At 60.2% G+C, this 25,798-nt stretch carries 21 protein-coding genes; 4 read left to right on the top strand and 17 right to left on the bottom strand.

The window, feature by feature from the left end; all coding sequences use genetic code 11:
* Window positions 1-151: 151 nt before the first annotated feature.
* Both ABEV74_RS18130 and ABEV74_RS18125 read left to right on the top strand, forming a co-directional pair.
* Window positions 152-511, top strand: coding sequence for a phage holin family protein (locus tag ABEV74_RS18130; protein WP_430148164.1), 360 nt, complete (start codon window positions 152-154; stop codon window positions 509-511).
* A gap of 223 nt (window positions 512-734) precedes the next feature.
* Window positions 735-1,121 (top strand): cupredoxin domain-containing protein, encoded by a 387-nt coding sequence (locus ABEV74_RS18125; protein WP_062494864.1) that lies wholly within the window; start codon window positions 735-737, stop codon window positions 1,119-1,121.
* Between the two features lie 79 nt (window positions 1,122-1,200).
* On the opposite strand, the gene ABEV74_RS18120 is transcribed toward ABEV74_RS18125, so the two are convergent.
* The 12 genes from ABEV74_RS18120 to ABEV74_RS18065 form a co-directional block, all read right to left on the bottom strand.
* Window positions 1,201-3,294, bottom strand: a complete 2,094-nt coding sequence (locus tag ABEV74_RS18120) for a hypothetical protein (protein ID WP_430148162.1) — start codon at window positions 3,292-3,294, stop codon at window positions 1,201-1,203.
* Between the two features lie 106 nt (window positions 3,295-3,400).
* Window positions 3,401-5,842 (bottom strand): phenylalanine--tRNA ligase subunit beta, encoded by a 2,442-nt coding sequence (pheT, locus tag ABEV74_RS18115; protein WP_430148160.1) that lies wholly within the window; start codon window positions 5,840-5,842, stop codon window positions 3,401-3,403.
* Window positions 5,843-5,879: 37 nt separating this feature from the next.
* The gene (gene pheS / locus ABEV74_RS18110) at window positions 5,880-6,914 is read right to left on the bottom strand and encodes a phenylalanine--tRNA ligase subunit alpha (protein WP_430148158.1); all 1,035 of its coding nucleotides are present in this window, start codon (window positions 6,912-6,914) and stop codon (window positions 5,880-5,882) included.
* A gap of 414 nt (window positions 6,915-7,328) precedes the next feature.
* Window positions 7,329-9,002, bottom strand: a complete 1,674-nt coding sequence (locus tag ABEV74_RS18105; RefSeq protein WP_430148155.1) for a glycerol-3-phosphate dehydrogenase/oxidase — start codon at window positions 9,000-9,002, stop codon at window positions 7,329-7,331.
* Window positions 9,003-9,205: 203 nt separating this feature from the next.
* Entirely contained in the window at window positions 9,206-10,702 is a 1,497-nt protein-coding gene (gene glpK / locus ABEV74_RS18100) for a glycerol kinase GlpK (RefSeq protein WP_430148152.1), read from the bottom strand.
* 74 nt (window positions 10,703-10,776) lie between these two features.
* On the bottom strand, window positions 10,777-11,325 hold the full coding sequence (locus ABEV74_RS18095) for a glycerol-3-phosphate responsive antiterminator (RefSeq protein ID WP_062494873.1): 549 nt from the start codon (window positions 11,323-11,325) through the stop codon (window positions 10,777-10,779).
* 16 nt (window positions 11,326-11,341) lie between these two features.
* Window positions 11,342-12,385, bottom strand: coding sequence for a LacI family DNA-binding transcriptional regulator (locus tag ABEV74_RS18090; RefSeq protein ID WP_430148150.1), 1,044 nt, complete (start codon window positions 12,383-12,385; stop codon window positions 11,342-11,344).
* A 53-nt stretch (window positions 12,386-12,438) separates the two neighbouring features.
* A complete protein-coding gene (locus tag ABEV74_RS18085; protein WP_430148147.1) occupies window positions 12,439-14,385 on the bottom strand; it encodes a beta-galactosidase in 1,947 nt (648 codons plus the stop codon).
* 34 nt (window positions 14,386-14,419) lie between these two features.
* A complete protein-coding gene (locus tag ABEV74_RS18080) occupies window positions 14,420-15,247 on the bottom strand; it encodes a carbohydrate ABC transporter permease (protein ID WP_082655341.1) in 828 nt (275 codons plus the stop codon).
* The gene (locus ABEV74_RS18075; RefSeq protein ID WP_062494881.1) at window positions 15,244-16,092 is read right to left on the bottom strand and encodes a carbohydrate ABC transporter permease; all 849 of its coding nucleotides are present in this window, start codon (window positions 16,090-16,092) and stop codon (window positions 15,244-15,246) included. The genes ABEV74_RS18080 and ABEV74_RS18075 overlap by 4 nt, the downstream gene beginning before the upstream one ends.
* 85 nt (window positions 16,093-16,177) lie before the next feature.
* Complete coding sequence (locus ABEV74_RS18070) at window positions 16,178-17,491, bottom strand: ABC transporter substrate-binding protein (RefSeq protein ID WP_430148143.1); 1,314 nt, start codon at window positions 17,489-17,491, stop codon at window positions 16,178-16,180.
* 520 nt (window positions 17,492-18,011) lie between these two features.
* Window positions 18,012-18,668, bottom strand: coding sequence for a YcnI family copper-binding membrane protein (locus ABEV74_RS18065; protein ID WP_430148140.1), 657 nt, complete (start codon window positions 18,666-18,668; stop codon window positions 18,012-18,014).
* Between the two features lie 841 nt (window positions 18,669-19,509).
* On the opposite strand from ABEV74_RS18065, the gene ABEV74_RS18060 reads away from it, so the two are divergent.
* Entirely contained in the window at window positions 19,510-19,920 is a 411-nt protein-coding gene (locus ABEV74_RS18060; RefSeq protein ID WP_430148138.1) for a hypothetical protein, read from the top strand.
* A gap of 139 nt (window positions 19,921-20,059) precedes the next feature.
* Here ABEV74_RS18060 and ABEV74_RS18055 read toward each other — a convergent pair whose 3' ends face one another.
* Genes ABEV74_RS18055 through ABEV74_RS18045 form a run of 3 tightly spaced genes read right to left on the bottom strand, consistent with a single transcriptional unit; the run spans window position 20,060 to window position 23,561 of the window.
* On the bottom strand, window positions 20,060-20,893 hold the full coding sequence (locus tag ABEV74_RS18055) for a response regulator (protein ID WP_430148135.1): 834 nt from the start codon (window positions 20,891-20,893) through the stop codon (window positions 20,060-20,062).
* Window positions 20,860-21,861, bottom strand: coding sequence for a sensor histidine kinase (locus tag ABEV74_RS18050; protein ID WP_430148132.1), 1,002 nt, complete (start codon window positions 21,859-21,861; stop codon window positions 20,860-20,862). The genes ABEV74_RS18055 and ABEV74_RS18050 overlap by 34 nt, the downstream gene beginning before the upstream one ends.
* A 29-nt stretch (window positions 21,862-21,890) precedes the next feature.
* Entirely contained in the window at window positions 21,891-23,561 is a 1,671-nt protein-coding gene (locus ABEV74_RS18045; RefSeq protein ID WP_430148130.1) for a copper resistance CopC/CopD family protein, read from the bottom strand.
* A 358-nt stretch (window positions 23,562-23,919) separates the two neighbouring features.
* On the opposite strand from ABEV74_RS18045, the gene ABEV74_RS18040 reads away from it, so the two are divergent.
* On the top strand, window positions 23,920-24,096 hold the full coding sequence (locus ABEV74_RS18040) for a hypothetical protein (RefSeq protein ID WP_213530686.1): 177 nt from the start codon (window positions 23,920-23,922) through the stop codon (window positions 24,094-24,096).
* A 227-nt stretch (window positions 24,097-24,323) separates the two neighbouring features.
* Here ABEV74_RS18040 and ABEV74_RS18035 read toward each other — a convergent pair whose 3' ends face one another.
* Complete coding sequence (locus ABEV74_RS18035; protein WP_430148127.1) at window positions 24,324-25,145, bottom strand: LamB/YcsF family protein; 822 nt, start codon at window positions 25,143-25,145, stop codon at window positions 24,324-24,326.
* A gap of 87 nt (window positions 25,146-25,232) precedes the next feature.
* The coding region (locus ABEV74_RS18030) for a 5-oxoprolinase subunit C family protein (RefSeq protein WP_488168586.1) at window positions 25,233-25,798 on the bottom strand (566 nt) is incomplete at its 5' end.

The raw sequence follows: 25,798 nt of genomic DNA, 5'->3' as shown, positions 1-25,798 counted from the left end.
CCATTATAGCCGAAATGAATGGTTCCATGCTACGCGTTCGCGCAAGGCGCGCCGCATCTTTAACGGATATAACGGATCATTCCATACATGATTCCAGCTGATCTGGAAACAATAAATTTCGGGTAAACCATTTCGTTAAGGAGGATGCGATATGAACTTTCTGGGACATGTTGTCCGTTTTGTCGTGGCCGCAATCGTGCTCATGATCGTCGGATTTATTGTTCCCCAGTTTCAAGTAGGCGGATTCTGGAGCGCGCTTTTTCTCGCGCTTGTCATCGCCGTGCTGGGTTGGATCATAGAAGGGATCTTCGGCAAAAAAGTTACGCCGTTCGGCCGCGGCATCGTCGGTTTTCTTACCAGCGCAGCCGTCATCTGGATCGCCCAATTCATCGTTAGCGGCGTCCGGGTTTCGATACTGGGCGCGCTGCTTGCCGCTTTGGTCATCGGCATTATCGACCTGTTCATTCCGATCAGTTCGCCGTTCACGGCGGGCAAGAAGCGGGCCGATTAATCGCAAACGCGCAAACATAAAGCCTCTGCCGGGCCGATTGCGGATAACGGCGGAGGTTTTGTTTTGCAGTTTTATTTTGCAGTTTTTGTCACCTGATGTTCAACAATTGTTCATGCGCCGTTCAACGGTTTGTCACCGCATAATTTTGGATTTCAGGATACAATAGGAAGACATCGGGTATAGTTCCCCGAACAATAGGTTTGTGGAAAGGGGTTCGAGACGGATGAAAAAAACGTACGGGCTGCTTGCTCTGATCGTCGTTCTTTCTTTCGCGCTTGCAGCTTGCGGCGGTTCAACAAAAGAAGAAACGCCGGCCGGAGAAGGCGGCGATACGGGCGGAGCGGCAACCGGTCAAGAAATCGTGATCAAAGCGTCCAACTGGCAGTTCGATCAGTCCGAGTACCGCGTTCCGAAAGGCCAGCCTTTTACGCTTAAGCTCGAATCGACGGAAGGCGTGCATGGCATTGAGGTGGCGAATACCGACATCAAGCTCGGCAACGGCGAATCGAAAACCTATACGCTCGATAATGCCGGCGATTACGAGCTGTCCTGCAACGTTCCTTGCGGTGTCGGCCATGCGAAAATGAAAGCGAAGCTGGTCGTCGAATAAAAATCAAACTCCGGCCCCCGAACACGGAAGTTTTCCGTTCGGGGGCCGATTATTTGGCGAAGCGGATATGATGTTCCCGCTAACTCTTTTCGATCAGTTCGATCCATTCGTTGTATTCCGTTTGCAGCTTGGCGTATTCCTGCTCCAGTTTTTCATGCTCTTCATGGAGCTTCTGCAGCGATTGCCGGATCGCCTCGGCGCGCTTTTCGGCTTCGTCCCGCTCGGCTTCGAGCTGACGAGCCCGCTCCGCGAGACGTTCGGTCTGCGCCGACGCCGCCGCCGCTTCCTCTATATAACGCTTCAGCTCGCTGCGCGCGCTCTTCTCCTGAATCGCAAGCTCCCGGTGCAGCTCGGCATATTCCTCGGATTCCCGCACCGCCTCGGCGGCGCGCTTCTTCTCCGCCTCCAGCAACCCGGCCAGTTCCTTTTCCTTGGCAGCTGCCTGTTCAAGCTGCCGCTGCATCGCTTCCAGCTGACGAGCCTGATCGTTAAGCCGTTGCCGCTGCTCCGACGCTTGCCGTCTGGCCGCTTCCGCTTCCGCGCGGCCGTTCTCAAGCTCACGTTCGCGGGCGTCAAGCAGCTCGGCCAGCCGGTCTTTCTCCGAGCGCATTCGCTGCAGCTCCTCTTCGGCCCGATTCAGCCGGTTGTCGCGTTCCCTCAGCTCGTCCTCCAGATTGGAGGCTGTCGAACGCAGCGTCTCTTCCTGCTCCATCGTCTGCATAAGCGCTTCTTCCGTCGCATGCAGCCGCTCGGTCCACTCCGCTTTCTCCTTTTCCCACTCGGAACGGACCGCCTGCAATTCGCCTTGCAGCCGTTCCCGTTCTTCGTGAAGCAGCTTTTTGCGGCGTTCAAGCTCTGCACGGTACGATTGTTCGAGCTGCGCCTTGTCGGACTTCCACAGCTGCTCGCGCGCGGCCTCTTCCTCCCGCCGGCGCTGCTCCGCCGCCTCCTGTTCGGCCTGCCATGCGCGTTCGCGCTCGTCCCATTTGGCCTGCCATTCGGCCTCGAGCTCCCGGACAGCCGCTTCCCGTTCTTTCTTGCCGGCGGTAATCGCCGCCGCCCGCTCCTCTTCCGCTTTCCGCAGCGCCTCCCGCAGCGCGGCGGTATCCGCTTCGAACCGCTCCTTCAACCGAATCCGTTCGGCAGCCGCCTCTTTTCGCGCCTTGTCCTTTACCGACTCCAGCTCGCTGCGGAAATTGTCGCGCTCCTTCCGAAGCGCCGCTTCAGCCTCCGACCGGAGCCGTCTCTCCTCGTCTGCCTTCCGCTGAAGGGCGTCCGCCTGCGCCGCAAGCTGCCGCTCGAACTCGGCTTGCCGCGCCGCCGCCGCTTCGTCGGCTTCCCGCCTGGCCGCTTCCAATTCTTCGAGCCGGCGGCTTCGCTCCTCTTCGAGCTGACCGGCCCAAGCCGTCCGTTCCGCCTCCAGCTGCTCCTCGGCTTCCATTCGTCCGAGCAGCGCCTGATCGAGCTGCTCCTGAAGCGATGCCGAAAGCTCGGCCAGCCGCCGCTCGTAGCCCGCTTTCTGCTCTTCGAGCGCGCTTGCGGCCACATCCCGCTCCGCTTTCAGCTGTTCTTCATGCGACGCCTTGAGCCGCTCGAGCGTCTTCTCCATCTCCGCCTTCTGCCGCTCGAGCGCCGCTTCGCGATCGGCGGCCAGTCTCGCCAGCGCCGCTTCGTGTTCGGCATGCCGCTTCGCCAGCGTCTCCTTGTGCTCGGCGTTTCGCCTTGCCAGCTCGGTCTCGTACTTCCGCCGCGCTTCCTCGAGCGCACGGGCCGATTCTGCTTTCAGCCGCTCTTCCGTTTCCCGCGCTTCCTTGCGCAGACGCGCCGTCTCCTCCTGCGCCTTCATCTGCTGTCCGGTCAATTCCTCGCGCAGCGTCGCGATCGCCAGCTTCGCCTGCTCCAGCTCCTCCGACAGCCGCTTCCGCTTCGCCTCTTCTTCGCGCAGACGTTCGTTTTCCTCCTGCAGGCGGGATACGTCCTCCGCCATATGCACCGCCGCCAGCACGGCGAGACGCGGCAGGTCGAGCCGGGGATAGCCTTTGGCCAGCTTATGCATGTTTTCATCGACCAAAGCGGCGATCCGCCGAATATAATCGGCGCTGGAATGCCCCGTCAGCTTATATTGGTTTCCGTATATATCAACCGTTACACGTATCCGATCGGTATCCTTCAAGGCGGTATCCTCCCATTATCCACTGTTCGCGTCTCTAAGCTGTGTAAAAAGCCACATCGCAGTTCCTTACCGGAACTAATTCGATGTGGCTTGAACCCTTTCCTGCCTATTTGCGCAATTCGGCGCTAAAAGATTGTTCCAATTTTTTAACAACGGCGGCATGGCGCTCCGCCACTTCCTCATCGGTCAGCGTACGTTCGGGATGACGGTATACGAGCGCCAGCGCGACGCTCTTCTTGCCTTCGCCGAGCTTCTCGCCGGTATAGACGTCGAACAGCCGCACCGACTCCAGCAAATCGCCCCCCGCTTCGCGCACGGCGGCCGTCAGCCGGGCCGTCTCCACGCCGCGGTCGACGACGACGGCCAGATCCCGTTCGCTTGCCGGGTAACGCGGAAGCTGGCGGTATCGGATGTTGAAATCGGCCCGTTCATATACCGGCTCCAGATCGATCTCCAGCACGTACGTATCGGCAAGGCCGTATTCGCTCTGCAGCGACGGATGAAGCTGCCCGACGTATCCGATCGGCTCGGCGCCCCTTTCCGTCCGCAGCCGGATTGCGGCCGTGCGTCCGGGATGGAAATGCTCCGGCGCAGCCGCCTCGTATTCGACGTCTTCCGCAAGGCCGACCGAAGCGAAGACCGATTCCAGCACGCCCTTCGCATCGTAGAAATCGAAAGGCTCCGCCGTCCGGTTCCATCCCGCTTGCCGGCGGTTGCCGGTCAGCAGTACGGCGAGCCGGTGCTTCTCTTTCGGCTGGCGGGTCAATTCCTCCTCTTGCGTATGGAAGACGCTGCCGATTTCGAACAACGCCAGATCGTTCGTTTTGCGGTTCCGGTTGTAAACCGCAATGTCGAGCAATTGGGGCAGCAGCGACGTGCGCAGCACGCTGCGCTCCTCGCTCATCGGCATCGCCAGCCGGATCGGCCGGCTTGCGTCCGTCAATTGCGGGAACAGCGCCGCGCCCGCGGGGCTCGTAAACGAATAGCTGACAGCCTCGTGCAGACCGGCGTCGGCCAGCAGCCGGCGCAGCCCGCGGCGGATCGCCTGCGGTTTCGTCAACCCGCCCGGCGTCGTCCGGCCTTCGATCGCCGTTGTCGGAATATTATCGTAGCCGTAAAGCCGGGCCACTTCCTCGATCAGATCCACATCGCGCACGATGTCTCCGCGCCGGGAAGGAGGCGTCACGCGGAACACTCCGTCATCGCCCACCTCGCTTTCGAACTGCAGCCGCCCGAATATCGTCTGCACTTCCATCTTCGACAGCCCGGTGCCGAGATAACGGTTGATTTTATCCAGCGTAACGATAATTTCACGCGCCTCGCCAGGCGCTGTCTTGTCCTGGACGACGCCTTCGGCGACAAGACCCTGAGCCAGCTCGGCGATCAGCGAAGCGGCCCGGTCGAGCGCGGGCAGCACGCGTTCGGGATCGACCTCTTTCTCGAAGCGGAGGCTCGATTCGGAGCGGAGGCCGAGCTGCCGGGACGTGCGGCGGACCGCACCGCCGTCGAAGCGGGCCGACTCCAGCAGCAGGTTGACTGTATTGCCGGTCACTTCGCTGTCTGCGCCGCCCATAATGCCGGCCAGCGCGACCGGCTTCGCCGCATCGGCGATGACGAGCATATGCGGTTCGAGCTTGCGCTTCTGCCCGTCAAGCGTCGTCAGCTCTTCCCCTTCCCGAGCCAGACGCACCTCGATGCGCCCGCCTTCCAGCTTGTCGGCGTCGAAGGCATGCAGCGGTTGTCCGTATTCCAGCATCACGTAGTTCGTCACATCGACGACGTTGTTGATCGGCCGGATGCCTGCCGCCATCAGGCGCGACTGCAGCCAGAGCGGCGACGGGCCGATCGCCACCCCTTTGATATAGCGCGCCGCATAATGCGAGCACTGCTCCTTCGCTTCGATCCGGACCTGAATATGCCGGTCCGCCCGCTCGGCGGCATGGTGGACCGCATTATCCGGCAGCTTCACCGGCCGTCCCGTCAACGCGCCGACCTCGTAGGCGACGCCGAGCATGCTGAGGCAGTCCGAACGGTTCGGTGTCAGATCGAGCTCCAGCACGTTGTCGTTCAGCGCCAGCAGCTCTACGATCGGCTTGCCGACAGGCGCCGATTCCGGCAACACGAGAATGCCTTCCTGCTGTTCCTTCGGCAGCAGCTTGTCGTTCAGGCCGAGCTCCCTGGCCGAGCAGATCATCCCTTGCGACTCCACGCCGCGCAGCTTGGCCCGCTTGATCTTGAGGCCGCCCGGTAGCACGGCTCCGACCAGCGCGACCGGCACTTTCTGTCCGGCGTCCACATTTTTCGCGCCGCACACAATTTGCAGCCGTTCACCGGTGCCGGCGTCCACGACGCATACGCTCAGCTTGTCGGCGTCCGGATGCTTCTCGCGGCTTATGACATATCCGACGACGACGCCGTCGACGCCCTGATTCCGATTTTCGATTCCGTCAACCTCAATGCCGCCGCGCGTCAGCATTTCGGCCAGTTCCTCGGCCTTAATCCCTTCCAAATCGATATATTCTTTCAGCCAATGGCAGGATACTTTCATTGTTCTTGTCCGCACCTTCCTTTCGATTCTATAACATCTACAACCGACCGAACTGGTTCAAAAACCGGAGATCGTTCGTATAGAAATGGCGGATATCGTCGATGCCGTATTTCAGCAGCGCAATCCGTTCCACGCCCATGCCGAAGGCAAAGCCGGTTACTTCCTCCGGATCGTAGCCGCCCATCTCCAGAACGCGCGGATGCACCATGCCGCAGCCGAGAATTTCAAGCCACCCCGTATGCTTGCACATCCGGCAGCCGCTGCCGCCGCATTGCACGCACGTGACATCGACCTCCATGCTCGGTTCGGTGAACGGGAAGAAGCTCGGGCGAAGCCGGATTTGCGCCTGGCTGCCGAACATTTGGCGGCTGAACTGCAGCAGGGTCCCCTTCAGATCGCTGATCCGGATATGCTTGTCGATGACGAGACCTTCGATCTGGTTGAACTGGAACGAATGGGTCGCGTCGTCGTCGTCCCGCCGGTACACTTTGCCGGGGCAGATTACTTTGACCGGCGTTCGGCCGTTCATCGCTTTCATCGTCCGCACCTGCACCGGGGAGGTTTGCGTTCGCATCAGCAGCTCCTCCGTAATATAGAACGAATCCTGCATATCGCGGGCCGGATGGTTTTTCGGCAAATTCAGCGCTTCAAAATTGTAGTAATCGGTCTCCACTTCAGGCCCTTCGGCAACCGTATAGCCCATGCCGATAAAAATATCTTCGATCTCCTGCACAATTCTGTTCAGCGGGTGAATCGAACCGGCCGCAGACGCGTTTCCCGGCAGCGTCACATCGATCGTTTCGGCCCGCAGACGGCTTTCCGTCTCCAAACGCGCGAACGCTTCCTGCTTCTCCTGAATGACGGCCTCTATCGCTTCCCGGACCTCGTTCGCGACTTGGCCGACGATCGGCCGCTCTTCGGCGCTCAAAGCGCCCATGCCGCGAAGAATTTCGGTCAGCGCTCCTTTTTTGCCCAAATATTTGACACGCAAATCGTTCAGCTGCTGCTGATCCGCTGCCTGCTCCAGATCCCGCAGCGCTTCGGCGCGCAGCGCCTCCAATCGTTCCTTCATCGCTTTCGCCTCCCGGAAAAAGTAAAAAGGCCCTTCCTCCCCGCAAGGGACGAAAGGACCGTGGTACCACCCTTATTCAGATTGCCCGCATCCGCAGCCACAGCCGCATCACCCGTGCTTGCGGCCGCTGTCCGCGCGAAACCGCGAACCGGCAATCCCTCCAGCCGAATAACGGACCGGCGCCCGGAACTTTCTACTTGGCCGCAACGCGGCGGCGGTTCAAAAGTCTGCTCCGGAGTGAATTTCGGCTGTGCCGTTCTCACAGAGACGCTCTCAATCTCCGGCGTCTCCTCCCTGTGTGCGGCGCGGCTTACTTGTCTCCATCATCGCATCGTATTATATGAAGCTGCAGATGTCATCATTATAGCGTCAAAGTCCGGACGATGCAAATGGAATCGGGGCCGCGCCTTCCGCTTACGCCGGCTCGACCGCGGCGTGCAGCTTCTGATCGAGCGATTCCGCATACTCCCGCTTCCGCTCGTCCGTCCAGCCGAGCAGCTCGGCCATCGCGTCGATGACCGGCTTCTTCCATTGCCGGACGGAAGCGATATCGAAAAACAGCTGGCCTGTCCGGCGAATGAAGAAATCTTCCGGCTTCACCGTCATTTCCGACTCGATCGCGTACAGGAGCCGTGCCGCCAGCCCGAGCGGCATTCCGTGCCGGTCGGCCAGCTTGCGCGCTTCCGGCTCGAGCGCGAATATGCGCTCCGCATTGGAGCCGTAACGGGAAGCGATCAGCTGCGCCTCGTCCTCGGCGAATCCGCTCCGCACGCCTTTTGCCGCCGCCTCCTTGACAAACTGCGGATACCGGTCGGATCCCCCGACATCGCCGCCGGAAATCGGAATCTGCTTCGTCTTGCACGGCGTTTGCGTCGCCCGGCCTTCCCGGACGAGCCGTTCGAGAACGCTGTTCACGACGTTCTCGGCCATCTTCCGGTATCCGGTCAGCTTGCCTCCGGCGATCGAAACAAGGCCGGAAGGCGACACGAAAATTTCGTCACGGCGGGAAATTTCCGACGGGTCCTTGCCCTCCTGCTGAATGAGCGGACGGAGGCCCGCCCAGCTGGATTCGACGTCCCGCTCCGTCAGCTTGAGCGACGGAAACATGAAATTGGCGGCGTTCAGCACATAGGCCAGATCTTCCGCCGTCATGCGCGGATTGGCGGTGTCCCCTGTATAGTCGGTATCGGTCGTGCCGACATACGTTTTGCCGTCCCGCGGTATGGCGAACACCATCCGGCCGTCGGGCGTATCGAAATAAATCGCCTGGTGAAGCGGGAAGCGGCTCTGATCGAAGACGAGATGGATGCCTTTCGTCAGCCGCAGCGTCTTGCCCTGCTTGGAGCCGTCGATTTCGCGCAATCTGTCGACCCACGGCCCCGTCGCGTTCACAATGACAGCCGCCCGCACTTCATATCCCTCGCCGGAGAGCAGGTCGACGATACGGGCGCCGGTCAGCTTGCCGTTCGCGTCGTACCGGAACGATTCGACCTTGGCGTAATTGACGGCATAAGCCCCGTACTCCGCCGCCTTCTTCATGACTTCGATCGTCAGCCGCGCATCGTCGGTACGGTATTCGACATAATAACCGCCGCCTTTGATGCCGTCCCGCTTCAGCAGCGGGGCGCGCTTCAGCGTCTCTTCGGCGGACAGCATCTTCCGGCGTTCGCTGCGCTTGACCCCGGCCAGAAAATCGTACACCCGCAGTCCGAGCGACGTCGAGAAGCGGCCGAACGTTCCGCCTTTGTAGATTGGCAGCAGCATCCATTCCGGCGTCGTCACATGCGGCCCGTTCTCGTATACGATCGCGCGCTCCTTGCCGACCTCGGCGACGACCCCGATCTCAAGCTGCTTCAGATAGCGCAGACCGCCATGCACAAGCTTCGTCGAGCGGCTCGACGTGCCCGCCGCAAAGTCCTGCATGTCCACGACGGCTGTCCGCAAGCCGCGCGACGCGGCATCGAGCGCAATGCCCGCTCCGGTAATGCCGCCTCCGACGACCAACACATCCAGCTCGCCGCGCTGCATGCCTTCCAGCAGCGCAGCGCGGTCTTTCGCTCCGAATCGTTGTTCCTTGCTGTTCATCATCCCACTCCTCCAAAAAAAGAGAAACCCCGAACCACCTGCCGGGAAAGCGCAAATACGCCCTTCATGCAGGTTGCCGTGGTTTCTCCAAGTCTCCAACCGTTATTAACTTGATATCGATTATAGCATACGATTCAAAAATTTGCACCATGCGCGAAAAAATTTCCGCGTCGGCAATCGACTTTATGCGAAAGGCGCCTCCGGCGCTATTCTTTCGCCGTAAAAGCCCGTGTCGCCCGTACCGCGCGCTGCCAGCCGCCGTACAGCTCCGCCCGCCGCTTTGCATCGATCGCCGGCCGGAACGTCGTGTCGATGCACTGCATGGCCGCGATTTCGTCTTTGCCGCTCCAATATCCGACGGCCAAGCCCGCCAAATATACCGCGCCGATCGCCGTCGCCTCGCTGGCTGCCGGCCGCTCCACCGGCACCCCGAGCATGTCGCTCTGGAATTGCATCAGAAAGTCGTTGGCGGCGGCCCCGCCGTCGACGGACAACGCCTTCACCTTCAAGCCGGAGTCCTGCTCCATCGCCTCGATCACGTCTTTCGTCTGGTACGCCAGCGATTCCAGCGTCGCCCGTACGAAATGGGCTTTCGTCGTGCCGCGCGTCAGCCCGAACACGGCGCCTCTGGCATCGCTGTCCCAATGCGGAGTGCCGAGCCCGACGAATGCCGGCACGACGTAGACGCCTTCGGAAGACGCCACCTGCCCGGCCAGAGCCCCGGTTTCACCCGCCGATTCGATCAGCCGCAGTCCGTCGCGCAGCCACTGGATCGCCGATCCGGCGACGAATACGCTTCCCTCGAGCGCATATTCCAGCTTGCCGCCGATTTCCCAGGCGATCGTCGTCAGCAAGCCGTGCTTCGACGGAATGGCCCGGTCGCCGGTATTCATCAGCATAAAGCAGCCGGTGCCGTACGTGTTTTTGATCTCGCCTTTCTCGAAGCAAGCGTGGCCGAACAGCGCCGCCTGCTGGTCGCCGGCTACGCCGGCAATCGGGATCGGGCCGCCGAACAGCCCTTCTTCCGTCGTTCCGTATACTTCCGAAGACGGGCGGACATCCGGAAGCATGGCGCGCGGAATCCGCAGCAGGGCGAGCAGCTCGTCGTCCCACCGGCGCTCATGAATGTTGAACAGCAGCGTCCGCGACGCGTTGCTGACGTCCGTTATATGAAGCCGTCCGCCCGTCATGTTCCAGATCAGCCACGAGTCGATCGTGCCGAACAGCAGCTCCCCGCGCTCCGCACGCTCCTGCGCTCCTTCCACCCGATCGAGCAGCCAGCGGATCTTCGTTCCGGAAAAGTACGGATCGATGAGCAGCCCTGTCTTCTCGCGGAACGTCCGCTCATGGCCGGCCGCCTTCAGCTCCTCGCAGATGCCGGCCGTTTGCCGGGATTGCCAGACGATGGCGCGATGAATCGGCTTGCCTGTCGTCTTGTCCCAGACGACGGTCGTCTCCCGCTGGTTCGTGATCCCGATGCCGGCGATCTGTCCCGGCGTGACACCGGTCTCCTCCAGCAGTTGCCTGACGACGGCAACGGCCGACTCCCATATTTCTTCTGCGTCGTGCTCGACCCAGCCCGGTTCCGGAAAATGCTGCGCAAATTCTTTCTTGACGATTCCCCTCACGCCGCCCTTCCGGTCGACGAGCAGCGCTCTTGTGCTCGTCGTGCCCTGATCCACGGCCAACATAAACGTCTCCATCTCGCGTATCTCCCCTTTGCCGAAGCGTCGTCGTTATGCCGTTAACGGCCGAAGCCGTTAACGGATCGAACGTTTCAACTGCGCCATAAATCCCGCTGCGATGTCGTAACCGCCGCCGCTCCGGCTCTGAGGGCCGCTTCCGCCTCCTCGGCCGTGCGGATCAGGCCGCCCGCGATGACCGGCGTGCCGGTGCGCTCCTTCACTTCCCGGATCAGATGCGGCAGAAGCCCCGGCAGCACCTCGATAAAATCGGGCTTCGTCTTCTCCGCCAGGGCATACGTTTTCTCCAGCGCGCCCGAATCGAGCAGAAACATGCGCTGAATCGCCAGCAGTCCGTTCTGCTTCGTCTTCGCCACCACATTCGCGCGGGTCGAGATCAGACCGGCCGGGCGAATGTGCTGGCACAAAAATTCGGCCGCGTAATCGTCGCTTTTCAGCCCGTCGATCAAGTCGGCATGCAGCAAAATGCGCTTGCCCGCACCGGATGCCAGATCGACGGCGTTCTTCAATTGCCCGATATGGCCGCCGAGCAGCACAATGTACCGGTATGGAGCGGACAGCAACGACTCCAGATCTTTCCACTTGCGTACGGCCGGTAGTATCGTTTGCGAATCGAACGCCATCCCTGTCCTCCTGGTTTTAGGCCTTCCCGCCGCCGGCGGAGCCCGTCTCCTCGACGCGGGCCGTGCTGTCGCGAACGGTCAGACTTGTCGGCAGCACGACCTTCTTGGCAATATCCCGTTTGGTCGCAAGCCGTTCCGCGAGCAGTTCGACGGCCGTCTCGCCCATAAACTCCATATGCACCTTGACCGTCGTCAGCGGCGGATGCAAAAATTCGGAGATGGCGATATCATTGAAACCGACGATGGACACGTCTTTCGGCACGCTCACCTTCGCTTCGTGCAGCGCGCGCAGCGCGCCGACGGCCATCGAGTCGTTCTCGATGAAAAACGCGGTCGGCATCTCCCCGCCGGCCAGCGCCTCCTTCATCAGCTTGTAGCCGTCCTCCGAAAACAGCTTGGCGCCCGTGTAGACGAATTCCGGACGGAACAGTCCGAGCTCCCGGAGCCGCTCCCCGAAGACGAGCTCCCGTTCGTCCCGTACCCGTTTGCCGTTTACCATATTGCGTCCGCCGATGTAGCCGATATTCCGGTGGCCGTACCGGACGAGATGGTCCACTACCTCGCCCACCGCTTTCGGCAAATCGATCACGACCGAATCGTAGCGCTGGTCGTCCGGCGACGAATCGACGAAGACGACGTTATCGCAGCCGGCCGGCAGCATGTCCAGGTCGTCGGAATCGAATCGTCCGATCGCCACGATGCCGTCGAACGATTCGCCGGACCGGTCCGGCCGCGAATCGCCGGCCTGGCCCGTCATTTTGACGAGCTCCATCTGGCGCTGGGCGCACTCTTTCTCCACGCCGAGCCGGATCGCCATATAGTACGGGTCGAGCATCTCTTCCTGATCCGAATACCAGTTCAGGAGACCGATCCGGTAACGCTCTTTGCCGCTTTGGCCGCTGCGCTCGCGCAGCGTCTTGTAGTTCATCTCCTGGGCGACCTCGAATATCCGTTTGCGCGTCTCGTCCGAAACCGAAATGGTCGGATCGTAATTGAGCACCCGGGACACGGTCGCGATGGAAACATTCGCGAGGCGCGCAATATCTTTTATCGTTGCCATGCTCCGTCCCCTCCTGGTGTTTTTGCGTGTGCGCCCGGCCCGGTCTTCTCCCTTCAAACCTTCACAATCCGGCTTTCGAAAGGCGCAAGCCGAATAGCGCCGAACGTCTTCGGTTCCGAAGTGTGATTCAGCAGAAAACGGTACCGGTTGCCGCCGTCCGTCCGCTCGTACACTTCGACGCCGCAGTCACTTTCAATATGCCAGATTTCCTTTTCCTTGACAACAATTCCAGCCAGTTCTTCCAATACATCGTCCGCCATGCCGCAGCCGATATAGTACACCGTGCCGTTGCCATACCGGTTGCGGGTAACCGCGGCGTCCGGGTAGAACGGATCGTCATACCGGTACAGCGTTTCCGCCGTCGTCGGCTTCAGCAGATCGCGCCAGACGGCGGCTTCGGAACGGCGTCCTTCCCGCTCGCCGCAGCCGATGACCGGCACCGTTCGTCCGGCCGGAAGCGCCTCGGAACCGGCGACCTTCGTTCCGCACATGGCGGCGACATAGCCGGGCAGTTCCATGCCGAAATGAACGTTGTTGCTGCGGTCCTTCAGACCCGCCCGGAAGGAGAACAGCACCGTTCCGCCTGCGGCGGCGAAGGCGTCAAGGCGCGCACCCAATTCCTCGTCGAGGACCTGCATGACGGGGACGACCACGACCTTGTACCGGGAGAAGTCGCGGGATGCCGGAATGACGTCGATATGCGCATTGAGCCGGTAAAACGGCCGGTACAGCCGAAGCAGCTCGTTCTCGTAATCGAACGCCTCGCTCTGGCGCTGAATCCGCCACGACCAAATATTGTCGTAGTCGTACAGCACGGCGATTTCCGCCGGAATATCGGTCTTGAGCAGCGCTTCGTACGGACGGATTTCCCGGAATACGCGCCGGACCTCCTCGTACTTCCGCCCCCGCACATTGTCGTGGTCGACGATGCCGTAGCAGAATTGCTCCGCGCCTTTCGTTTTCGCCCGCCAGCTGAAATAGAACAGATCCGAGCAGCCGTGAGCGAACGCCTGCATCGACCACATTTTCGCCTGATCGGGACGCGGCAAATAACCGATAATATCATGACCTTGGGCGCCCATCAGCTGCTCGACGATCCAGAACGGCCGGTTCTTCAGCCCGCGGTTGAAATCAAGCGCCATCGCGGTCGCTTCCGGCGGCACCGGCTCGGCAAGCCCGCCCCATACGGGGTAATTGTCGTACGAGACAAAATCGAACGGGCGGACATGCTCGTCGTGATCGAACCATTTGCCGAAAAATCCGCCCGACACGTTCGTCGTCACCGACTGATGCTCGCCTTTGTGCGCGCGCACGATTTCCGTCATCTCGCGGGCGAAGTCGTTGATCGAATGCGAGCGAAAGCGCGCCCAGTCGAGCCTGAGCGACGGATTGTGCGTCGTCACCGTCTTCGCCGGTACGGGGATTTCGGCAAACTCGTTATACGTCTGGCCCCAGAAAATCGTGCCGTACGTTTCGTTGAGCGTGCGGATATCTTTATATTTCTTTTGCAAAAATAACTGGAAGGCTCTCCGGCAGTTGTCGCAATAACACATGTCGCTGCCTTCGTGGCCGAATTCGTTGTCGACCTGCCAGACGACGACAGCCGGCTCGTCGCGGTAATGCTTCACGAGCTCCCGCGTAATGCGGGCGCTGTAATAGCGGTATTCCGCGGAATTGAAGCAGTATTGCCGGCGCCCGCCGAACGCCCGCTCCACGCCCGCCTCGTCGCGCCCCAGCACGTTCGGATGTTTTCGGGCCAGCCATGCGGGAAATGTCGCCGTCGGCGTGCCGAACATCACCTCGAGGCCGCGGGCTTTCGCTTTTTCCAGCACCTTGTCGTAAAACGAAAAATCGAATTCCCCTTCGCGCGGCTCCATCAGATGCCAGGCGAATTCCCCGATTCGTATTATATTTGCGCCGAGGCCGGCGATGCCGTCCAAATCTTCGTCCATCCATTCAGGCGGCCAAAATTCAGGGTAATAGTCCACTCCTAATCTCATCTGTCTCTCTCTCCTCACGAAATATTCGCAACCGTTACTCCTTCACGGCCGTTCCGAGCATGCCGGATATGAACTGCCGCTGCAGCATCAGGAAGAATACGATAATCGGACCCGTCGCGAGCGTCACGCCCGCCATCACCTGGCCGTAATCGATACGGGAAAGGCCGAACAGGCTGGAAAGCGCGACCGGCAGCGTGTACATTTCCTTCGTATTCAGCACGATGAGCGGCCACAGAAAATTGTTCCATTGATACATGAACAGAAAAATCGCCGTCGCCGCCAAAGACGATTTGACCGAAGGGATAATAATTTTAGTAAACAAACGCCATTCGCCGACGCCGTCGATCCGGCCGGCCTCCATGATCGCGTCCGGAATGGCCAGCATGTTTTGCCGCATCAGGAAAATCGCGAACGGATAAGCCAGGTTCGGCAAAATGACCGCCTGATACGTGTTCAGCCAATCCCAAGCGGCCATCATTTTGAACAGCGGGATCAGCATCGCATGATAAGGCACCATCATGGACAACAAAAACATGCTGAACAGCGTGCTCCGCCCTTTGAATTTGAATTTGGCGAAAGCGTACCCCGCCATCGTGCAGACGATCAGGCTAAGGGTCGTGTAGATGACGACGATAAAGACCGAGTTGAACATGACCCGCCCGATGCCGATCGCTTCGTTCAAATTGACGATATTGGTGATAAACCGATCACCCGGTACGAGCACCGGCGGCTTGGCGAAAATTTTGCCGCTCTCGTTCGTCGCCCCGATGACGGCCCAATAGAAGGGGAACAGCGAGACGAACACGCCGACGATCAGCAAAACGTATTTCAGTACGAAACCGACGCGATTCGTTTTCATCATTCATCCCCCGTTACTTTAAACTGAATGTACGACAGGATGCCGATCAGCACGACAATGACATAAGCCAGCGTCGAGGCGTAGCCGAAGTCGAAATAGCGGAATCCGGTCTGATACAAATACATGCCGATCGTCAGCGTCGCGTCGCTCGGGCCGCCTTTGGTCAGCGTATACGGTTCGTCGAACAGCTGCAGCGTGCCGATCGTGGACAGAATGGCGGTAAACAGCAGCACCGGCTTCAGCTGCGGAATCGTCACCGTGAAGAACTGCCTGATTTTGCCGGCGCCGTCAAGGCTCGCCGCTTCGTACAGCGATTCGGAAATATTTTGCATAGCGGCAAGGTAGATCACCATGTTGTAGCCGGTCCAGCGCCATGTCATGGCCAGAATGAGCGCCACCTTGGCCCATACCGGATGCGACAGCCACGGCACCGCGCCGATGCCGAGCGTTTCCAGCAGCTGATTGACAATGCCGTCGCTCATCAGCATGATCGAGAAAATGATCGAGTAAGCGACAAGAGACGTTACCGCCGGAATGAAAAACGAAACACGGAAAAAGCCTCTCCACCGCGTCAGCGAATGGAGCGCCGCCGCCAGAACAAGCGCAAGCAGCAGCATGATGGGAACCTGGACGATCAGGATGACAAACGTATTGCCGAGCGCCTTCCAGAAAATCGAGTCGCTCAGCAATCGTTTATAGTTGTCGATCCCCGCAAAGACCATCTCCCCTCCTTCGCTCGTTTGAAAGCTGAGCAGAAAGGAATAGATGATCGGATAAGCCATAAAAATGGCAAACAGCACGAGAGCCGGGGTTAGAAACAGATAAGGCACTGCCGTTTTTGTTCTCACGTGGAAACCTCCCGCATCATTGCTTGGACAACAAAAGGGCGAGAGATCCGGATGGAGGCCCGAATCTCCCGCGAACGTTCAATCGTTAATAGCTGTTTACTTCGCGTTTCGTCCGCTCCGACAGCCGGTCCGCCGCCGCTTTGAGCGCTTCGGCCGGGTCTTTGCCGTTGAACACATCGGCCTGCGCTTTGACGGCTTCATCCAGTCCGATGGCGTAATCTTTCGTATAGTAAGGCGTCGGGATTTTCTCCATCTCGTCCGCGAACAGCTTCCAAATCTTCTGGTTACTGAAGAACGGCACCTCTTTCTGGAACAGGTCCTCTTTGTAAACCGGAGCGTACGACGGGAACAGGCCGTATTTTTCCATCGCGATTTTCTGAACGTCGACGGATGTCGAGAAAAATTCCAGGAACTTGTACGCTTCGTCCGCGTTGTCCGAAGCCGCGTTGATCATCCAGCTGCTGCCGCCGAGGTTCGCCGCCCGGTTGCCGCCCTTTTCGAATGCCGGTACCGGGAATACGCCCCATTTTCCTTCAAGCTCTTTCGCCTGGTCGATAATCGTGCCGTAATACCATGCGCCGAACGGAATGGAGGCGATGGAACCGTCGATCGTGGCCGATACGGTGCCGTCCCAACCGTTGACGTCCTTGATCAGCCCTTCGTCGTTCAGCTTCTTCTGCACGGTCATCGCCTGAACCGCTTTCGGATTGGTCAGGTCGATGTTGCCGTTCGCGTCATAATAGTAAACGCCGAGGGTGTTCAGCATAATGCGGAACGTCGCGTCGTCCTTGAACTTGTCGATCGGGAGCAGCTGGGCTCCGGTCTTCTCCTTGATCTTCTTGCCGGCCGTGATATAATCGTCCCACGTTTCGATCGACGCCGGATCGACGCCCGCCTGCTCGAACAGATCGGTGCGGTAAAATACGCCGGCAGGACCCGCATCGAACGGGAATGCATAGGCCGCGCCGTCTTTGGAGACGATCCCCCGCTTAAATTCCGGGAACTCGCTCAATTTGGCGTCAAAGCCTTTTTCGCTCAGATTGAGGAAGCCCTTCGGAAACGCATCAAGGTAACCTTGAATGCGGTCATCCTCGACGAGCACGAAATCCGGAAGTCCCGATCCGCCTGCCGCAAGGCCCGTGGACAGCTTGTCGTACACGTCCAGACGGCCGAGATCCTCGATTTTCAATTCCACGTTCGGGTTTTGTTTCTGGTAGAGCGCCATCGCTTCTTCCATTGCGCCGACGTTTACGTTCCAGGCCCAGGCCGTCAGCGTCGTTTTTTTGCCCTCACCTTCGCCGCCGCTGCCGCCTTCGGACGAGCCGCCCGAATTGCCGCATGCGGAGAGCAGCAAGCTTACCATCAGCAGTAAACCGACCCACTTTGAACTCTTTTTCATTTGCGCGAATCTCCTCTCATCTCTCGTTCATGGTAGGGACACGCCAATCGCTTTTTCACTTTTTCTGTAAGCGATTTCGGTCTGCAATAAAAAAATTACTATAAGTTTTACTAAAAGTCAACGCTTTATTTTACTATAATTTTAACCTTTTCTTTCATGCGTAACCGGTCGCTTCATGAGGATCCGGTCGCTGTCGTGCGGAACCGTCGCTTTCGTGCGGATCCCGGTCGCTTTCATGCGGATCCGGCCGTTTCCGCTCGGCCTTTCGTTAGTTTGCGCCGCTTTCGTTAGAACATGCGGGCAAAAAAATCTCCAGTATAAATCCTGCATAAAAAAACTCCCGCATAATGGAAATCCATTATACGGGAGATGTGCAACAACCCGGGACTCGTCATCGCGTTGTGAAACGCCGAATATGCCGAGTCGATCGGGAACCACCGCGCGAGCGGGGTCCAGACTCGAAATCGGGGCGCCGCCGATTCGATTCAATGTTGCGAGCAGAATGCAGGCAACAGCCGCGTCAGACCCGGCGGCGGCGGGCAAGCGCGGCAATCAATGCCGCAATGGCGACGACGAGCGCTGCGATCGACAGCGCCAATGTCGCGGTATCCGGCTTGCCGCCGGCCGCCGTTTGCGCTTCGTCCGCGGCATGATCTTTGTCCGCGTCTGCGGCCCCTGACGGTGCGGCGCCGTGGCCGTCGGCTTGCGGAGCCCCGTCGACGACGGCGGTTACCGAAGCGGGCTTGTCGGCATCTGGGGCGCCGACCCATTCGACGACGCTTCCGTCCGCATAGGTCTGATACGCTTTCCATACAAGCTCGACGGCGTCGTCGGCTACTTTGCCGTTTATTTTAAACTCGATAAATTCCGTGTCGGCCAGCCCTTTGCCTTCCGCTTCCCACACGATGCTTGTGATCCGGTCGTTCGCGTCCCGCTCCAGCGAATAAGACCAGCCGGGAACCGGCTGAATCCGCCCCGCTTGATAACCGTCGGGAATCCGCAGTTCGACCTTGACCGTTTCCGTACCTTTCGTCTCGCTTGGCACCCGGACTGTAAACACCTCGTACGATCCTTTCGGCACTTCTTTCGGCCAAACCGTCACATGCGCGCTCGCTCCGCTCGCCAAAACCAGCGACACGATCGCGGCGATCATCCATGCGGTCCATTTTTTCGTCATAATCGATCTTCCCTTCCCTGTTCGAATATTGTTCTACCCGATCAAGTATAGGGAACGTCCGCCGACCGAGCATGACCCGGAAGAGCTATGGCGCCTTGACAGCTTTGTGAACGATAGCGTTGTGAGCGATGGGTGGGAGCGGTGGGTTGGAAGGACGAGTTCGGAGTGGCGGGTTCGGGAACGACTACGTTATGAGCGATAAGTCCGGAGTTACTATGTTGTGAGTGACAATGTTATGAGTGGCAATGTTGTGAGTGACAATGTTATGAGTGACAATGTTGTGAGTGGCAATGTTGTGAGTGGCGGGTTTGGTGCGGACCTCCTTGAACCGGATGTTCAAAAAAAATAACCGGCATCCCGTCGATAGAATACCGGAAAATGTGACTGACGCAAAGCCGAATAGCCAAGCACGGCCTGTTAGCCAAATATGGACCGTTAACCAAGTATTGGACGTCAACCAAGCACGGACCGTTAGTCAAGCAAGAACGTTAGTCAAGCACGGACCGTCGTTCCAGCATGACCCCTCGTTCCAGCATAGCCTCTCGTGCCAGCACGGACCGTCGTTCTAGCATAGCCTCTCGTGCCAGTATAGCCTCTCGTGCCAGTATCAGATGGATGCCCCTCTCGGCTAACGAATCTCACAAACCTTATTATGGTCGATTGGGGCCTTTAATGAAATGTAACGAAACTAGAACACGTTATTCACGCTATTTTGGTAATAATTCTCAATTATGACCTCAATAACGTGTCTCAGATTCGTAAGAACAAATGAAAGCGGATTTTCGAGCAAATAGCGTGTCTACGATTCGTTACGATCGAGGGAATAGGCTGGGGCGGAGCGATGGAATTGCAGCGGCGGGTTCGAATTACTGGTTCGAGCGAAGGAGCCTGGAGCGACAGCATCGTAAACGGCAACGTTTATATGCGACGGGTGGAGCAGCGGGTTTGGAGCGACAGCATCGTGAACGGCAACGTTGTATGCGACGGGGTGGAGCAGCGGGTTTGGAGCGACAGCATCGTGAACGGCAACGTTTATATGCGACGGGTGGAGCAGCGGGTTTGGAGCGACAGCATCGTGAACGGCAACGTTGTATACGAAGGGGTGGAGCAGCGGGTTTCGAGCGACAGCATCGTGAACGGCAACGTTGTATGCGACAGGTTGGAGCAGCGGGTTTGGAGCGACAGCATCGTGAACGGCAACGTTTGTATGCAAACGGGGTGGAGCAGCGGGTTTCGAGCGATAGCATCGTGAACGGCAACGGTGTATACGAAGGGTTCGCGAGGAACAGTGTTGTGAGCGACTTGATTCTGAACGTTAGAGTCGTGAACCACGGCTCGTGAACGTTCATTTTGCGAACGTCAGCTTAGTGTACGTTGCCGGCCGCGCGTTTTCAGCGTGATTTGCCATCCACCATCCCGTGCTCGAATGCGTACCTTGTCAGTTGAACCCGGTTGTTCAAATGAAGCTTCTGCAAAATATTTTTAAGATGATTTTTGACCGTATGCTCGGATATGCCGAAAGCGGCGGCGATCGCTTTGTTGGAATCGCCTCGGGCCACCCGTTCCAGCACTTCAATCTCGCGCGCCGTCAGGGGCGTCATGACCGCACAGTCGCTGCTGGGGGCGTCATCTCGCGAAGCGCTGTCGCTTTTCGCGGCCCCGGCTTCCCGCCCGCTCCATCCTCCGCGAAGTTTCCCGCGCATGCTGCGAGACGATTCGCCGGCTGACTCCGTGCCGCCGTGCCGCCGTTCTTCCGCATTGCCGCCCATGCGGGAATCGCCGCCGCCGCTAGCCGTAAATTCCTGCAGCAGCCGAAACGCGAGCTCCTTCGTCATGGGCGCTTCATCCATGGCAACGGCGCGCAAATATTCCAGCCATGCGGAAGGCTCCAGGTTTTTCAGTAAATACCCTTGCGCTCCCCGCTTGATCGCCTCGAACAGATCGGTAATGTCGTCCGATACGGTAACCATGACGATTTTGACCGCGGGTATCCGCGATTTGATGCGCTGCGTCGTCTCCAGCCCGTCCATACCGGGCATGCGGATGTCCATCAAAATGAGCTCCGGCCTGAGCATTTCTGCCAGCAGCAGCGCCTCTTCGCCGCCGGCGGCTTCCCCGACCAGAGCAAAAGCGGGATCCGAACCGACAATGTCCCGCATCCCTTCCCGACCGTCCGGATGATCGTCGACGATCAAGACCCGGATCGGCCCGACCGCATCTTCCATCTGCCGGCCTCCCCTTTCTTGACGATTTCCACGACAGTTCCGGAAGGCAGGCCCTCGCCTTGTTCCGTCTCGCCGTGACAGGAGCGAATCTCCACGAACCAGCCCATCGCTTCCGCGCGGTCACGCATCATGCGCACGCCGTATTTGCCCTTCGCTTCGAGCGCTTGCGGATCGGCGCCCAAGCCGTCGTCCCGGACGGTGCATCTGAACCCCGCCAAGGAAGCGCGGCCGGTCCGATGCCGTGCGGACCGACGCTTCGGCCTGTCGGCAGCGGCCGCTGTTGTCATCCCGGAGCGTTCGCCGCCGTCCGCCGGCTCCGTGTCGGGAACGCAGGCAATCGTAACGCGATGCGCCTGCGCATGCTTGCGGATATTCATGACTGCCTCGCGCAATATCGCAAGCAGCTCGACCTTCTCCTTGCGAGTCAGCGATCCGTCCGGCAGACGCCAATCGAGCGTAACGTCAACGCCGCCGCTCGACTCCAGTTCCCCCGCAAGCGCGCGCAGCGACTGCATCCACGGCAGGTCCGCGGCGGCCGGCGGGTTGCGCAAGGCCGCGATCGACTGCCTTACGTCGTCATGAATGCGGCGCACGGTGCGCCGGATACGAGACGTCGTCTCCCTGACGTCTTCCGGGCTTTCGGCACGATCCAGCCGGTCCAGCTTCACCGACAGCAGAAAAAGCGATTGCGCGATGCCGTCGTGCAGCTCGCGGGCGAGCTGCTCGCGTTCCTGAAACGCCGCCTTGACCATCTTCTCCCGCTGCAGCTCCTCCTGGGTATGCTCCAGCATAGCGAACAGCTTGCGCAGCAGCGTCACCGTAACGAGAAATACGAGCACCGGCGCCAGCAAATTGCCGAGATCCATCGACAGATATGGCAGCAGCACCGTATGCCGCAAATATTCCCAAAGCCCGATCGTAATCGTCGGCGTCCACAAAATGAATCGTTTGATTGCCGCGTAAGTCACCGCTCTCTCCCCCGTCGCACATTTTCCGTTCAATAATTCCGGAACGGGTGCCGCTCCACTCGTTCGTTATCGTCGCGATCCAGAACGCGAACCTCCGCGATCCAGCGGCCGGCGTACGGCAAATACGGTCCTTCGGAACGGTAGGTCGCTTTCACGAAACCGTCGAACGCGTCGAATTCGTCATCCTCGTACGGTTCGAGAGGAATATCGATCGGCCCGCTCTCCGGCCGGTCTTCGGACAGAAGCCGCAGCGCAACCGATTTCGGTGTGCCGACATCTTCGGGCAGCCAAACCTTCACCGTAAATTTGTTGTCGCCGGGCACATTCGGCGAAATACGGACCGTCACATGCATCTCCTCGCCCATCTGGTGCCAGTTGACGGGCTCGTTCTCCGGCAACGGGCTGATCGAAGTGAAGATCGCCGCAATGACGATAATAAGCGCCATCAGAATGCCGTCCATTTTGAGCAGCGTGCCCTTTGGAAAATGTCCTTTGCGAACCCTAAGCCGCAGCAGCACGCCGACGATCACCACCAACAGGACAAGTGCGGATTTGATCAGCAGCAGCGTCCCCCACGGCGTGTAAAACAGGTAGTCCCAGCCGGGCATAAAATAAACGGTCAGCCCGATGCCGCTGAGCGCCAGCAGCGCGACGGACAGCCATGCGGCATTGCTGAACGCCGGAGCGAAACGTCCGGCTTCCTTGCGGTCTCCGAACCATAACGCGAGCAGCAGCGTCAGCCCGCCCACCCACACGGCGGCCGCGAGCAAATGGACAAAGTCCGCCGCGACCGTCATCGCTTTCGGCTCCATCGCGGCGGCATGACCGTTCAGGCTTTCGACCGCCAGCAGCGCCGCCGTCCAGAGCAGAGCGGCTATGCGGCCGGCCTTCATGACCGCGAAGCCGACTGCGGCGAGGAGCAGCAGCGAAAGCCATATCTGCCCGACCGACGTCGACAGCAGCAGGGAGCCCCAATCGGCGAGCGGCAGCCCTTCCATCAGCTCGCGCGTCGACATAAACACGTACAAGAGCGTGCCGGTCAGCAGCGCCCGCATGCCGTAAAGCCCCCATTTCGCCAGCCAGGGCTCGAGCGCCGGCTGCCGCCCTTTCGACAGCGCGTACCACAGCATAATTCCCGCCGCCAGCAGCAGAGCGGCATAGTACAAAACCCGAATGGTGTACATGATGAATTGTTCGACCGTCAATTGCTTTTCCGCGCCATACCCGCCGTGGCCTTCATGGCCGACCTGCTTGTGCAGGTCGAAAGCGGACGCGTCGGGAGAAGCCGGCGGGTTGCCGACGACGAAAACATAGGAACCGCTTACCGGATGTCCGTCCGCCGATACGACTTTATAAGATACGGTGTAGCGGCCTTCTTTCAGCTCAGGCAGCGGCAAGCGGAGCGATTTGCGGTCGCCGGGCGCTTCCGGCCGGGCCTCCGTAACGGGATTCGAGCGGTCGTCCAGTACGGCGATCGACCCGACATCGCTCTCCACCGCTTCGTTAAAGTGCAGCTCCACTGCGGCCGGTCCTTCCTCCATCCGTTCGCCGGGCTCCGGAACCGAGCGTTCCAAGACGGCATGCGCGCTTGCTGTACCGGTCTGAAGCCAGGCAAGCGGTGCCAAGATCGCCATCGCGATCCCGATCCATAACGCCAACCGGCGGAATGCCGGCCGAATTCGAAACCATATATTGTCCATATGCGGCATCCTTTCTTTTGCCAAGCTTATTATTAGTGTACTAGACCGTCCGGGCCGATAACAGACGCCAATTCCGAATATTTCGTGAGATTTCGCCGATCGGATCGTTCGTAGGCTGTAAAAAGCGCCGCTTCGTCTTCCCCAGCGATCCGGAACGTTGTCGGACTTGACGCCTTTGCAGCGGCTGCCACCATTGTTAAAAATAACGGCCGGACCCGTCTACCGGGCCGGCTGTTGTTGCGGTTTATATTCGAGGCCGGTCCGCGTCCTTGTGGTCGGCCGGGGTTTATAATCCGGGACAATCTGGCACGCTAATACGAGCAAGCCTAATTCAAAACTTGGAAAGGAGTCCGCAAGTATGACGAATCCTTCGTACAAAATCGCCCGGCTCGACGACAAGCCTGAAGCGGTGGAGCATATCCGCGAGTGGGAACGCCGGCTGAGCGAGCAGATCGGCGTGCCGGTCGCGCTGATCGCCTATACTTCTTCCGGAGATGGCGATCCGGTCGACGAGACCCGTCTGTCCGGACGATAGCCCCGAACGTTCCGGTCGAACCCCAACCTCATCCTGTTCGAAGACGGAGTGCGCCGCTGACCGCTTCGCCGAAAGACAGGGCTGCGGTTTCCGGACCGGCTTCGGCCTGACGGCGCGGTCTGCCGCGGACGGACGGCTAGCGTACCCCGCTCTTTGCGTTCGAACCAGGGAACGTGCATCAATCGGCGGCCGATTGTCCGCAAGGGCGATCAGGTGAAAAAAGCCTGTCAGCCCGGCGCGAAATTCCGCCGCGGCGGCTCGACCGCTATCCCCACCTCCTGCAGGCCGCGCCGCAAATATTGCGCAGCGTAAGCCGCGTCGCGGCCGTCGCCGTGCAGGCAGATCGTTTGCGCGCGCACGGGCACGGCGGCGCCGTCCGGCGTATAGGCGCGGCCTTCCAGCACCATCGCGAGCGCCTGGCGCAATATCTGCTCCGGTCGCTCCAGCAGCGCGCCGGGCGTCCGCCGGTCCGCAAGCCGGCCGTCCGGCCGGTACGCCCGGTCGGCGAACACTTCGGAAACGGCGGTCAGGCCGCAGCGTTCCGCCACAACCGGCAGCAGCGTTCCGGACTGCCCGTAGACGAGCAGATGGCGGCCGAAGACGGCCGCGGCGCGCACGACCGCTTCCGCGATCGCCTCGTCGGCGCCCGCCATATGATACAGCGCTCCGTGCGGTTTGACATGATGGAGCGTGCCGCCCGCGGCACGGACGAAAGCGTCCAGCGCGCCGATCTGGTAGACGACGAAATCGTACACCTCGTCGGGCGTGACCGCCATCTCGCGCCGCCCGAAGCCGAGCCGGTCGGGCAGCCCCGGATGCGCCCCGACCGCTGCGCCGGCCGCAACGGCGCGCTCTACGGCCTGGCGCATCGTATGCGGATCTCCCGCATGAAAGCCGCAGGCGATATTGACGCTTGTCGCCTGTTTCAGCAGCCCGTCGTCGTGGCCGAACGTATACGGGCCGAAGCCTTCGCCGAAATCGCAATTCAGGTCGACCGCCAGGCGCTGGCCGGCGGTCGTCCGTTCCCGCTCTGATCCGTTCCTTGTCATAGACGTCTCCTTCGATTCCTTCTCGGGTTCGCTTGCCGGAACCCGGCCTATCATGCACAAGGCGGCAATGTTCCGCCGCCAGTCCCGTTACGGCAGACGGCAGCGTATAGCCGTCTTCAGGACGCGCATGGCGCGTTCGAGCATCAGGTCGAGGCGCTGCGCCTCGGCCAGCGCGATCGGCCGAAACCGGACCCAATCGCCCGGTTTCGCCTGCGCGAGCAGCGGCAAGTCGACGGTGGCGACTTGCGCGATGACGGGGTAGCCGCCGGTCGTCTGGCAGCCGGCGGCCAGCACGATCGGCCCGGCGCCATCGGGCACCTGGACGGCGCCGGGCAATACCCCGTGCGAGAGCAGTTCCGCACGGGATTCCCGTACCGGCGGGGGGCCGTCAAGACGGACCCCCATCCGGTCCGACGCGGGAGCGACACGGTACCGCTCCCGGTAAAACCGCGCACGGGCGTCTTCGCCGAACAGCCCGTGCGCGGTCCCCGGCATCGCGCGCAGCTCGATGCCGCCGTCCCCGCCGCCGCCGTAAACGAACGGCGGCGCATACCAGGCCGCCCAGGCGGAGCCTTGGCGGCCGGAATCGCCCGCGGCGCGGCGCTGCGCCAGCGCCGCCATCCAGGCGGCCGCCCATGGGGACGGGGCGGCCG

Source organism: Paenibacillus cisolokensis (assembly GCF_050481165.1).
In the GTDB taxonomy this organism is placed as follows: Bacteria; Bacillota; Bacilli; order Paenibacillales; family Paenibacillaceae; genus Paenibacillus_AH; species Paenibacillus_AH cisolokensis.
Note: the sequence above shows the minus strand (reverse complement) of the source record. Positions and strands in the feature narration are given on the sequence as shown.